Source organism: Gilliamella sp. X-23, assembly GCF_057063545.1.
Genome location: NZ_JBXSQG010000008.1, coordinates 30577 through 43412 on the forward strand (window position 1 = coordinate 30577; position 12836 = coordinate 43412).

At 36.4% G+C, this 12836-nt stretch carries 12 protein-coding genes; 4 read left to right on the top strand and 8 right to left on the bottom strand.

Annotated features, from left to right (window positions below; translation table 11 throughout):
* Nucleotides 1-78: 78 nt before the first annotated feature.
* The 7 genes from rpoB to pgk all read right to left on the bottom strand — a co-directional run bounded on the left by rpoB (nt 79) and on the right by pgk (nt 9149).
* Nucleotides 79-4107 carry a DNA-directed RNA polymerase subunit beta gene (gene rpoB / locus ACYH9I_RS06860; RefSeq protein ID WP_483559868.1) on the bottom strand — a complete coding sequence of 1343 codons (4029 nt, stop codon included), beginning with the start codon at nt 4105-4107 and terminating at the stop codon, nt 79-81.
* A gap of 246 nt (nt 4108-4353) precedes the next feature.
* The gene (gene rplL, locus ACYH9I_RS06865) at nt 4354-4722 is read right to left on the bottom strand and encodes a 50S ribosomal protein L7/L12 (protein WP_085247025.1); all 369 of its coding nucleotides are present in this window, start codon (nt 4720-4722) and stop codon (nt 4354-4356) included.
* A 59-nt stretch (nt 4723-4781) separates the two neighbouring features.
* Nucleotides 4782-5279: a 50S ribosomal protein L10 gene (gene rplJ / locus ACYH9I_RS06870; protein ID WP_065635705.1), complete on the bottom strand. Its 498-nt coding sequence runs from the start codon at nt 5277-5279 to the stop codon at nt 4782-4784.
* Nucleotides 5280-5510: 231 nt separating this feature from the next.
* Nucleotides 5511-6212, bottom strand: a complete 702-nt coding sequence (gene rplA / locus ACYH9I_RS06875; protein WP_065638974.1) for a 50S ribosomal protein L1 — start codon at nt 6210-6212, stop codon at nt 5511-5513.
* 3 nt (nt 6213-6215) lie between these two features.
* Entirely contained in the window at nt 6216-6644 is a 429-nt protein-coding gene (gene rplK / locus ACYH9I_RS06880; protein WP_034884321.1) for a 50S ribosomal protein L11, read from the bottom strand.
* Nucleotides 6645-6831: 187 nt separating this feature from the next.
* Nucleotides 6832-7911 carry a class II fructose-bisphosphate aldolase gene (fbaA, locus tag ACYH9I_RS06885; RefSeq protein ID WP_483559870.1) on the bottom strand — a complete coding sequence of 360 codons (1080 nt, stop codon included), beginning with the start codon at nt 7909-7911 and terminating at the stop codon, nt 6832-6834.
* Between the two features lie 74 nt (nt 7912-7985).
* Nucleotides 7986-9149, bottom strand: coding sequence for a phosphoglycerate kinase (gene pgk, locus ACYH9I_RS06890; protein ID WP_483559872.1), 1164 nt, complete (start codon nt 9147-9149; stop codon nt 7986-7988).
* 224 nt (nt 9150-9373) lie between these two features.
* On the opposite strand from pgk, the gene rpsT reads away from it, so the two are divergent.
* The 4 genes from rpsT to dtd all read left to right on the top strand — a co-directional run bounded on the left by rpsT (nt 9374) and on the right by dtd (nt 11687).
* On the top strand, nt 9374-9637 hold the full coding sequence (gene rpsT / locus ACYH9I_RS06895; protein WP_091350046.1) for a 30S ribosomal protein S20: 264 nt from the start codon (nt 9374-9376) through the stop codon (nt 9635-9637).
* A gap of 126 nt (nt 9638-9763) precedes the next feature.
* Nucleotides 9764-10390 carry an SPOR domain-containing protein gene (locus ACYH9I_RS06900; RefSeq protein WP_483559873.1) on the top strand — a complete coding sequence of 209 codons (627 nt, stop codon included), beginning with the start codon at nt 9764-9766 and terminating at the stop codon, nt 10388-10390.
* A gap of 8 nt (nt 10391-10398) precedes the next feature.
* Nucleotides 10399-11220, top strand: coding sequence for a virulence factor BrkB family protein (locus ACYH9I_RS06905; protein WP_483559875.1), 822 nt, complete (start codon nt 10399-10401; stop codon nt 11218-11220).
* A 32-nt stretch (nt 11221-11252) separates the two neighbouring features.
* Entirely contained in the window at nt 11253-11687 is a 435-nt protein-coding gene (gene dtd / locus ACYH9I_RS06910) for a D-aminoacyl-tRNA deacylase (RefSeq protein ID WP_483559877.1), read from the top strand.
* A gap of 95 nt (nt 11688-11782) precedes the next feature.
* Here dtd and metA read toward each other — a convergent pair whose 3' ends face one another.
* Complete coding sequence (gene metA / locus ACYH9I_RS06915) at nt 11783-12715, bottom strand: homoserine O-succinyltransferase MetA (RefSeq protein ID WP_483559878.1); 933 nt, start codon at nt 12713-12715, stop codon at nt 11783-11785.
* Between the last annotated feature and the right edge of the window lie 121 nt (nt 12716-12836).

Genomic DNA, 12836 nt, shown 5'->3' on the forward strand with positions numbered 1-12836 from the left:
TGGAGTTAAACCAATTAGATAACTTATTATTGCTAATAAGTTATCCCTATAAATAGAAATCATTTAAGTTAGCAAAAATTATTCTTCATCTAACTCGATATTAATACCTAACGAACGGATCTCTTTTAATAGTACATTAAATGATTCTGGGATCGCAGGCTCCATACGATGATCACCATCTACAATATTTTTATACATCTTAGTACGGCCGTTTACGTCATCTGATTTAACGGTTAACATTTCTTGTAAGGTATAAGCTGCACCATATGCTTCAAGTGCCCATACTTCCATCTCACCAAAACGTTGACCACCAAATTGAGCTTTACCGCCCAATGGTTGTTGAGTAACCAGACTGTATGAACCAGTAGAGCGAGCATGCATTTTATCATCAACTAAGTGATTCAATTTAAGCATATACATATAACCTACAGTAACTGGACGTTCAAATTGTTCACCTGTACGACCATCATACAACGTAATTTGACCTGAAGTTGGTAAATCACCCAGCTCTAGTAAGGCTTTAATTTCTTGCTCTTTAGCACCATCAAACACAGGTGTTGCTAGTGGCATACCATTACGCAAGTTTTGCGCCAAATTCATGACTTCTTGGTCGGTGAATTCTGCTACATTAACTTTTTGTGCAGCGCCTAAACCAAGATCATAAGCTTTTTGAATAAACTCACGTAATTTAGCTAACTCCTGCTGTTCTTTTAACATCGCATCAATCTTCTGACCAATACCCTTAGCAGCCATACCCAAGTGAGTTTCTAGGATCTGTCCAATATTCATACGAGACGGAACACCTAGTGGATTTAATACGATATCAACAGGACGACCTTTGTCATCATATGGCATATCTTCAATTGGGTTAATTTTAGAGATAACCCCTTTGTTACCATGACGACCAGCCATCTTATCACCTGGCTGAATTTGACGTTTGACCGCTAAGTAAACTTTAACAATTTTGAGCACACCCGGTTGTAAATCATCACCTTGTGTGATCTTCATGCGTTTAGCTTCAAGTTTTTTATTAAATTCAGCTTTGATTTCTTCGTGCTGTTCAGCAAGCTGTTCTAATTGAGCTTGTTTATCTTCATTTGCAATACCGATTGTTAACCATTTTTCACGTGGTAAAGCATCTAATTTATCAGCTTTGATTCCACCCGAAATTAGTACATCACGGATACGAGCAAACAATGCAGCTTCTAAGATTTTAAGTTCTTCAGTTAAATCTTTTCTTGCCTGTTTAAGTTGCATCTCTTCGATTTCAAGCGCACGTTTATCTTTTTGTACACCATCACGAGTAAACACTTGAACATCAATAACTGTACCTGAAACACCATTCGGTACGCGCAATGAAGTATCTTTAACATCAGATGCTTTTTCACCAAAAATTGCACGCAGCAATTTTTCTTCTGGCGTTAATTGTGTTTCACCTTTAGGAGTTACTTTACCGACCAGAATATCGCCACCTTGAACTTCAGCACCGATATAAACAATACCTGATTCATCAAGTTTAGATAATGCAGCTTCACCAACATTTGGAATATCCGCCGTAATCTCTTCTGCACCTAACTTCGTATCACGAGAAATACAAGATAATTCTTGAATATGAATTGATGTAAAACGGTCATCTTGTACCACTTTTTCAGAAACTAAAATAGAATCCTCAAAGTTGTAACCATTCCATGGCATGAAAGCCACTCGCATATTTTGACCTAATGCCAATTCACCTAAGTCAGTTGATGGACCATCGGCAAGAACATCGCCACGTTCAACTTTTTCGCCTAATTCCACACATGGAATTTGATTGATACAAGTGTTTTGGTTAGAACGGGTATATTTAGTTAAGTTATAAATATCAATACCAGTTTCACCAGCATATATTTCATCAGCGTTAACATTAACCACTATACGTGATGCATCAACATATTGAACTGTACCACCACGGCGAGCAACAGCTGTTACACCTGAGTCAACCGCAACAGCACGCTCCATCCCGGTTCCAACAAACGGTTTTTCCGCTTTCAACGTTGGTACTGCCTGACGTTGCATGTTCGCACCCATTAAGGCACGGTTCGCATCATCATGTTCAAGGAATGGAATTAATGATGCACCAACTGATACGATTTGTTGGGTTGATACGTCCATATAATGAACTTGTTCTGGACTATATAAGCCGGACTCACCGTTTAAGCGACAAGTCACTAAGTCTTCTTTAAAACGACCATCTTCATCAAGGTTTGAGTTTGCCTGAGCAATCACAAATTCACTTTCATCAATTGCTGATAAATAATTAATTTCGTCAGTTACGACACCATCAATCACTCGACGGTATGGTGTTTCTAAAAATCCATACTCATTGGTACGAGCATAAACCGCTAATGAGTTAATTAAACCGATATTTGGGCCTTCAGGCGTTTCGATTGGACATACACGACCATAATGCGTTGGATGTACGTCACGTACTTCGAACCCTGCTCGTTCACGCGTTAAACCACCTGGACCTAATGCTGAAATACGACGTTTATGGGTAATTTCAGATAATGGGTTGTTTTGATCCATAAATTGAGATAGCTGACTTGAACCAAAAAATTCACGAATCGCTGCTGAAATTGGTTTAGCATTAATCATATCTTGTGGCATTAGTGAATCAAGATCACCTAAAGATAAGCGCTCTTTCACAGCTCGTTCAACACGAACTAAACCAATACGGAATTGGTTTTCTGCCATTTCGCCAACACTACGAATACGACGATTACCTAAATGGTCGATATCATCAACTTCACCGTGACCGTTACGAATAGCGATTAATTTCTTCATTACGTCAACAATATCATCTTTCGTTAAAACGCTTTCGCCTTCAATATCATCACGCCCTAAAGAACGGTTAAACTTCATACGCCCAACAGCGGATAAATCATAACGTTCGTCAGAGAAGAATAAATTATCAAATAGTCCTTCAGCGGCTTCTTTTGTTGGTGGTTCGCCCGGACGCATCATGCGATAAATTTCAACTAACGCACCTAGTCGATCACGAGTTGAATCGACATTTAATGTTTCAGAAATAAATGCACCATGATCTAAATCATTAGTGAATAAAGTTTCTATTTTTTTATATCCAGCATTGGTTAATTGAAGTAATAGCTCTAATGAGATCGGTGTATTGGCAAAAGCAATTACCTCTCCTGTTTCTTCGTCAATATAATTTTTAGCCAGAACTTTATTAACGATATATTCAACTGGTACATCAATTTTGCTAACTTTATCTTTTTCTAATTCACGAATGTGACGAGCGGTAATACGTCGGCCTTTTTCAGCATAAATTTTACCTTTTGATTCAATATCAAATAGTGCTGTATCACCACGTAAACGCTCTGGAACAAGATCCATCTTTAACTTAGATTTGCTAACTTCAAAAACAGTTTTTTCAAAGAAGATATCTAAAATTTCTTCTGTTTCATAACCTAACGCACGCAAAATAATTGTTGCTGGAAGTTTACGACGACGGTCTATACGAGCAAAAAGATTATCTTTTGGATCAAATTCAAAATCAAGCCAAGAGCCACGATAAGGAATAATTCGAGCATTATATAAAACTTTACCAGAAGAGTGTGTTTTACCTTTATCACTATCAAAGAACACACCAGGACTACGATGTAATTGTGATACGATTACACGCTCTGTGCCATTAATCACAAATGTACCATTGTCCGTCATTAAAGGGATTTCGCCCATGTAGACATCTTGCTCTTTAATATCTTTAACTGTTCCTTCTGGCGCATCTTTATCATAAATAACTAAACGTAATTTTACGCGCAACGGTGCTGAGTAAGTGATCCCTCTGATTTGACATTCTTTAACATCAAACACAGGTTCGCCCATCTTAAAGCTCACATATTGTAACTCAGCGTTACCACTATAACTTTTTATCGGAAATATTGAACGGAATGCAGCTTCTAAGCCATATTGTCCTTCTGGATCTTGCTCAATAAATTTCTGGAACGAATCAAGTTGAATAGAAAGAAGATACGGTATATCCAAGACTTGTGGACGCTTACCAAAATTCTTACGAATTCGTTTTTTCTCGGTATAAGAGTAAACCATTAGTTCCTCAACTTGCTTATCTGCTATTTTAGCATGATTAAATATTCATCAGGAATACTACCACTAATTGATAACACCTGACACCTCATCGAAAATATCTATAAATATCAATTGATTAGGCTTAATAAATATACTATCTCTTTATTACTTTTATTGATAATCTTCAAATAAAATTCTTTAACTTGTTATAGCGCAAAAAGGCTGGAGGTATAAAACCCCCAGCCATTTGCCGCGTTGTTGATAAACTTATTTAAGTTCAACAACTGCACCTGATTCTTCAAGCGCTTTTTTAAGTTCTTCAGCATCAGCTTTGCTAACGCCTTCTTTAACTGTTGCTGGAGCTGATTCAACAAGATCTTTAGCTTCTTTTAAGCCTAAACCTGTTGCACCACGAACTGCTTTGATAACAGCGACTTTATTAGCGCCAACATCTTTTAAGATTACATCAAATTCAGTTTTTTCTTCTGCTGCTTCAGCTGGACCTGCTGCTGCAACTGCAACTGCTGCGGCTGCAGAAACGCCAAATTTTTCTTCCATCATTGATACAAGTTCAACAACATCCATAACAGACATTTCAGCAACTGCATCTAAAATTTGTTCTTTAGTGATAGACATAATATAGTTTCCCAAATTTACATTTTTTTAATTGATAAAATTCACAATCAAACTGCCAATTAAGCAGCTTCTTTTTGATCGCGAACCGCTGCAAGAGTACGAACCAATTTGCCAGCTGCGGCTTCTTTCATGGTTGACATCAAGCGAGCTAATGCTTCTTCATAAGTAGGTAATGTTGCTAGGCGATCAATGTTCGCTGCAGTAATTAACTCACCTTCAAAGGCTGCGGCTTTAATCTCAAATTTGTCATTTTCTTTCGCAAACGCCTTAAAGAGACGCGCTGCAGCACCTGGGTGCTCATTTGAAAATGCAATTAGAGTAGGACCAACAAACGTATCTTTTAAACACTCGTATTGAGTACCCTCAACAACACGGCGTAATAGCGTATTGCGAACAACACGCATATAAACACCCGCTTCACGAGCAGATTTACGTAATGCAGTCATTTTTTCTACAGTTACGCCACGAGAATCAGCAACAACTGCAGATAGCGCACCTTTGGCGATTTCATTAACTTCAGCAACAATTTCTTGTTTATTTTGAAGATTTAGTGCCATTGGTATTGCTCCTGGATTATACTAGGCAAAAGCCTAGACTAATTTTCACTAGCTACAAATGTAACTAGCACAACCACGATGAGCAGAATCCTTCTATATATATCTTATCAGGTTCTGTCACCGTCTACGTAGGAAAATTAAGTAGTCAAACTTCAACTACACCTACGGTCTTGGACGGGGTCTGGTTAAGGCCAGACACCAACCGATTTCTTTGTTTAACGATAAAAATCATTAAACCGTTGCATTCAATGTTGCTTGATCAATAGCAACACCAGCACCCATTGTAGTAGAAAGACTCACTTTCTTAACAAATACACCTTTAGAAGATGCTGGTTTTGCACGTTTTAACGCAACAAGTAATGCTTCTAAATTTTCTTTAAGCTTATCTGCATCAAAATCAGCTTTACCGATAGTTGTATGGATAATACCATTTTTATCATTACGGTAACGAATCTGACCTGCTTTAGCATTTTTTACAGCTTCAGCAACGTTAGGGGTAACAGTCCCAACTTTAGGGTTTGGCATTAAGCCACGTGGTCCTAAAATTTGACCTAATTGACCAACAACACGCATAGCGTCAGGTGATGCGATAACAACATCAAAATCCATTTCGCCTTTTTTGATTTGATCAGCAAGATCGTCCATACCTACTAATTCAGCACCTGCTTCTTTAGCTGCTTCTGCATTTGCCCCTTGAGTAAAGACAGCAACGCGTACACTACGTCCAGTACCATGTGGAAGTACAATTGCACCGCGAACATTTTGGTCTGATTTACGTGAATCGATACCTAAATTAACGGCAACGTCAACACTTTCTGTAAATTTAGCGGTAGCGAGTTCTTTTAATAAAGCGATAGCTTCATTAATTTCATATTGCTTAGTCGCATTCACTTTTTCGCGGATAAGTTTAGCTTTCTTAGATAATTTAGCCATTGATTAACCCTCCACTTCCAAGCCCATTGAACGAGCTGTTCCTTCAATAGAACGCATCATCGTTTCAATGGTAGCACCATTCATATCTGCAGCTTTTAATTCAGCGATTTCGCGAATTTGCGCACTCGTTACTTTACCTACCTTTTTCTTGTTAGGTTCGCCAGAACCAGACTTGATTTTAGCAGCTTTCTTTAATAAAACTGCAGCTGGAGGCGTTTTAGTTACGAATGTAAATGAACGGTCTGAATATACTGTAATTACAACAGGAATTGGTAATCCTTTTTCCATGCTTTCTGTTTTTGCATTAAACGCTTTACAGAACTCCATGATATTAACACCGTGTTGACCAAGAGCTGGACCAACTGGTGGACTAGGATTTGCTGCACCAGCTGCAACTTGCAACTTGATGTAAGCTTGTACTTTTTTTGCCATTTTTAGTTTCCTTTGCTCGGGTGCAAACGCCTCTATTAATAATAGCTATTAATAAATAGACAGCTCCCCTAAGTTAAATGAGGGCAAGATTATCCTATAACTCAAATAAAAATGCAAGACTTAATTTAAAATAGAATAAACGAAAAGCAGGGCGATAGCCCTGTTTTAGTTTAAATAAACACAAAAATTAAAGAACGTTTACTGCGTTAAGTTCTTTAAATGCTAGCTCTAAACGTGCAATTAAAGAATCTTGTCCTTTACGTAACCACACACGCGGATCATAGTATTTTTTGTTTGGAGCATCGATACCTTCTGGATTACCTAATTGTCCTTGTAAGTAAGCTTCATTTGCTTTGTAGTAATCTAAAATACCAGACCAATTTGCCCATTGTGTATCAGTGTCAATATTCATTTTAATAACACCGTAGCTTACTGCTTCAGCAATTTCTTCAGGTGTAGAACCAGAACCACCATGGAAAACAAAGTTCAATGATTTTGCAGGTAAACTAAACTTCTCAGATACATATTTTTGTGAATTATCTAGAATTTTAGGCGTTAACTTAACATTACCTGGTTTATAAACACCATGAACATTACCAAATGATGCTGCAATAGTGAAACGAGGACTAATAGCACTTAAACGTTCATAAGCGTATGCAACATCTTCTGGTTGAGTATAAAGTGCCGAACTATCCATATGGCTGTTATCAACACCATCTTCCTCACCACCAGTACACCCCAATTCTAACTCTAATGTCATTTTCATTGCAGACATACGAGCAAGATACTGACAACAAATGTCAATATTATCTTTTAATGTTTCTTCTGAGAGATCAATCATATGAGAAGAAAACAAAGGTTTACCTGTTTTAGCAAAATGCGTTTCACCAGCTTCAAGCAAACCATCAATCCATGGAAGTAATTTTTTAGCACAGTGATCGGTATGAACAATAACCGGAACACCGTATTTTTCAGCCATAAGGTGGACGTGTTTTGCACCAGAAATTGCCCCTAGAATAGCACATTCTTGCCCTTCTAATTTCAAGCCCTTACCGGCAATAAATTGGGCCCCTCCGTTTGAGAATTGGACAATAACAGGAGAACCTACTTTTGCTGCTGTTTCAATAACAGCATTGATTGTGTTAGTGTCTACACAGTTAACTGCGGGCAATGCAAAATTATTTTCGCGAGCGATTTGAAATACTTTTTGAACATCATCACCAGTTACTACACCAGGTTTAACGACATCAGAAATCTTTGTAGTCATTTTGTTACCTATAAATTTATCTATCATAAAAATAAAGGATGAGTATTTTCCCCATCCTTCCTATTGAACCAGTATTACGCTTTTGCTCTAGCCTCTAACATAGCTACAGCAGGTAGTTTTTTACCTTCAACGAATTCAAGGAAAGCACCGCCACCAGTTGAAATATAAGAGATTTTATCTTCAATACCAAATAAATCAATTGCCGCTAAGGTATCACCACCACCCGCGATTGAGAATCCTTGGCTATCAGCAATTGCTTTCGCAACAATTTCAGTACCTCGGCGGAAATTAGGAAACTCAAAAACCCCCACAGGACCATTCCATAAAATGGTTTTAGCATTTTTAATGATATCTGCTAATACCTCAGCTGATTTATCGCCTAAATCAAGAATTTGCTCATTCTCCTTAACATCTTTAACCGATTTTTCAGTTGCAGTAGCTGTTTCACTAAATTCAGTTGCAACACGTACATCAGTTGGAACAGGAATTTCACAGTTAGCCATCAATTTTTTAGCTTCAGGAATGAGATCTGCTTCGTAAAGTGATTTACCTACATTATAGCCTTCAGCAGCGATGAAAGTATTAGCAATACCACCACCAACAATAATTTGGTCAGCAATTTTTGATAAAGAATCAAGCACAGTTAATTTAGTTGATACTTTTGAACCAGCAACAATGGCAACCATTGGTCTTGCTGGATTATCTAAAGCTTTACCTAATGCATCAAGTTCAGCTGCTAATAATGGACCTGCACAAGCAACTGGCGCAAATTTACCAGCACCATGAGTAGATGCTTGAGCACGGTGAGCAGTACCAAACGCATCCATCACATAAATATCACAAAGAGCGGCATATTTTTTAGATAGAGTTTCATCATCTTTGCCTTCTCCAACATTAAAACGGACGTTTTCAAGAACAACTAATTCACCTTCTTTAACATCAACACCATCTAGGTAATCTTTTACTAAACGAACAGGGAATGACACATGTTCTTTTAAATAATCAACAACAGGTTGTAAAGAGAATTCTGGGTTATATTCTCCTTCTGTTGGTCGACCGATATGAGAGGTAACCATTACCTTAGCACCTTTTTTGATGGCATCTTCAATAGTAGGTAATGATGCTTTAATACGCGCATCGGAAGTGACCTTACCATTTTTGACCGGCACATTAAGATCCGAGCGAATGAATAAACGTTTTCCTTTTAGATCAAGATCTTGCATTCTAATAATAGACATGATACTTCCTCTTATAAAATAGAATAAAAATAAAACTTTCGATATTCTAACATAAAATTTCTTTTTAGGTTATAGGCTTTATTGGTCGAATAGTAAACATTTATTATAAAGATAAAAATTACCGATCATATTTTTTATGCAACAGCATTGACAAAAGAGAGAAAATCAGGCATATTTTGCCACCTTATTAATATGTAATTTTTATATAAACTTGGGAGTTGACTTTGGCTAATATCAAATCAGCTAAGAAACGTGCGGTTCAATCCGAAAAACGTCGTAAACATAATGCTAGTAACCGTTCAATGATGCGTACTTATATTAAAAAAGTTTACGCAGCTGTTGCAGCTGGTGATAAACAAACAGCTGAAGTAGCATTCAAAGACATGCAAGCAGTTGTTGACCGTCAAGCGGCTCGTGGCTTAATCCACAAAAATAAAGCTGCGCGCCATAAAGCAAATTTAATTAAGCAAATTAAAGCATTGGGTTGATAGCTTTATTTGTTAATTGTTAACTATCATAGTTAAAGAAAAAATGACAAAAAGTGGTGTAAACCACTTTTTTTATTTGTATACTAATTATTTATGTAATGTTAATAAAATAGAAGAGAGTCTATTGTGGTTCAGCGTGATTATGTTAGAAAAAAGAGCCAGTCAAAAAAAAATAAGTCACGAAATACGCCTAATTTAATGATATTTTTGGCCATTATTGTCATTATTCTATTTTCTGCTATTCTCTATTTTGTTGCGAATAATACGCCTAAAAAAACCGTTGAAGCGCCAAAAGTAAAAACTCAGGCTCCGACAATAACTCTACCGGAGCAACCTCAAGAGCGTTGGACATATCTTAAAGAGTTAGAAACCCCTAATGCAAACTACGCTTCAACATCAAATTCAGTTGCAAGTGAAAGACAACAAATCTTGGATAGTTTTATTAATAATACTCAAACTACAGTGTCTTCCTCGAAAGAAAACTCAGCGACACAAAATCAAACAATAAATATAACATCATCGCCAACACAAACTGTTACCAATAAATGGCTACTACAATGTGGTGCATTTAAGGATAAGTCTAATGCTGATACACTAAGGGCTAAGCTTGCAATGACCGGTATTAGTGCTAATATTTCTCCAGGCCAGTTATATCGAGTCACAATAGGGCCATATACCAACAAAAAAGATGCAGATAAGGTATTAAACTCATTAAATAGTAATGGGATTAATGATTGTGCCATTTCTAACTAGAAAAAATAATGAAATCACTTAAGCAAATACAGCTCTTTATGAAAATGTTATGGAATCGTATTAACCACGATCGTCTAACAACCTCTTCTGCTGAGCTCGCTTATACTACGATACTTGCACTAGTACCACTTATTACTGTTATTTTCTCCTTATTGTCAGCTTTTCCGATTTTTAACGAAGCTAGTCTTTCATTAAAACAATTGATTTATAAAAATCTTGTTCCCACTGCTAGTGATTCTATTCAAAATTATCTGGAACAATTCATATCCAATACTAAAAAAATGACTTTTTTAGGGGTAATTGGTTTAATTGTTACATCACTATTACTAATTAACTCAATTAATACAACACTTAATCATATTTGGAAAACCAAACGAAAACGCTCTTTCATGTATAACCTAACCATATACTGGACAATTTTAACTTTAGGTCCGATCTTAGTTGGTTCAAGTGTGGCTGTGAGCTCTTACATATTCTCACTAAATTGGTTTTCGACAGCCACAACAAACACTATTTTACTTAGTACCCTTCCCTTTATTATTTCTGTATTCGGATTTTGGTTGCTTTATAGCATTATTCCGACCGAATCTGTGCCTTTTAAAGAATCGATGATTGGAGCATTTGTAGCTGCAATATTATTTGAATTAGGCAAACGAGCGTTTGCACTTTATGTTACTTCATTTCCAACATACCAACTCATTTACGGAGTAGTATCATCTATCCCCATCATGTTAGTTTGGATCTACTGTTCATGGTGTATTATTTTGTTCGGTGCCGAGTTTGCTGCAACTTTAACTGACTATAACCGACAAAAAAAAACACGCCTTTAAGAATCAACCTTTAACAACAGAGTAATTAATTTATGATTGCCTTAATCCAACGAGTAAAGCAAGCTAGCGTCACAACAAACAATAACATTATTGGACAAATTAATCAGGGGTTGCTGATTTTACTCGGTGTTGAGCAAAGTGATGACGAGCAAAAAGCAATTCGTTTATGTGAAAAAGTATTAGGCTATCGCATTTTTAGTGATAGCGAAGGAAAAATGAATTTAAACGTTAAACAAGCTAATGGTGAAGTATTAGTAGTTTCTCAATTTACCCTAGCGGCAGACACTAAAAAAGGAATGCGTCCGAGTTTTACTAAAGGTGCCAAGCCAGATGAAGCTGATAGGCTTTATCAACTTTTTGTCGAACAATGTAAACAACAAATAACGACCCAAACAGGACAATTTGCTGCTGATATGCAAGTATCATTAATTAATGATGGTCCTGTGACATTTTGGCTACAAGTTTAATCACATAACTAAAGCCACATTTAGTGTAATATTCGACAACTTATTGAAATATTTAAGGGCCATAACTGATAACCTTTCAACATTTCTTATATTTATCAATCATCAATTGTTAAATTTCGGGTAGTTAAATCAAATGGTGTTAACTGATAAACATAATAATTAAGCCAATTACTAAATAATAAATAGGCATGGCTACGCCATGTAGCTTTTGGTGCTAAATGAGGATTATTATTAGGGAAATAATTAAACGGCATATCAGGTTGAATGCCTGCATTTAAGTCTCGATAGTATTCATTTGCCAGTGTTGCAGAGTCATATTCAGGATGACCAGTCACAAATACCATCCGCTTATCTGTAGTTGCCATCAAATAAGGACCAGTAATATCAGATTCAGCTAAAATGGTTAAGTCAGTATGTTTTTTTATTTCATCAATAGGAAAATCAGCATATCGTGAATGGGGAGCTAAAAAAGTATCGTCAAAACCACGTGTTAAAATAGCATTGGGTTGATTATTTTGATGCTGATAAACACCGGATAATTTTTCGGTACGAGTAAATTTTGGTAAATCATATAATACATTCAAAGCAGCCTGCACAGCCCAACAAACAAACATGGTTGAAGTAACATGCTCTTTTGCCCATGTTATAATTTCAGTTAATTTAGGCCAATACACAACATCAGAAAAAGGGACCTTACCTAGTGGTGCTCCCGTTATAATTAGTCCATCAAAATTCTGTTCGCGAATATCATCAAAATCACAATAAAAACTATTTAAATGCTCGACAGGTGTATTTTTTGATTCGCGTTGGTCAATACGCAATAACTGAATATTAACTTGTAAAGATGAGTTAGAAAGTAATCTTAAAAACTGGTTTTCAGTCTCGATTTTTTTAGGCATTAAGTTTAAAAAAAGAAGCTTAAGAGGACGAATTTCTTGAGTATTAGCGCGTGATGAAGTCATAACAAATACATTTTCATTACGTAATACATCAACAGCCGGTAATGAATCAGGAATACAAATAGGCATAACAAAAGCTCCTAAAAACGATAAGTTATTTTAAACCTCTAAAATAGACGTCTAGAAATCCATATAGCTAAATATAGTGCGTTTTAGATTATTTGTCGAGATTTTTATTGACAATATTAGA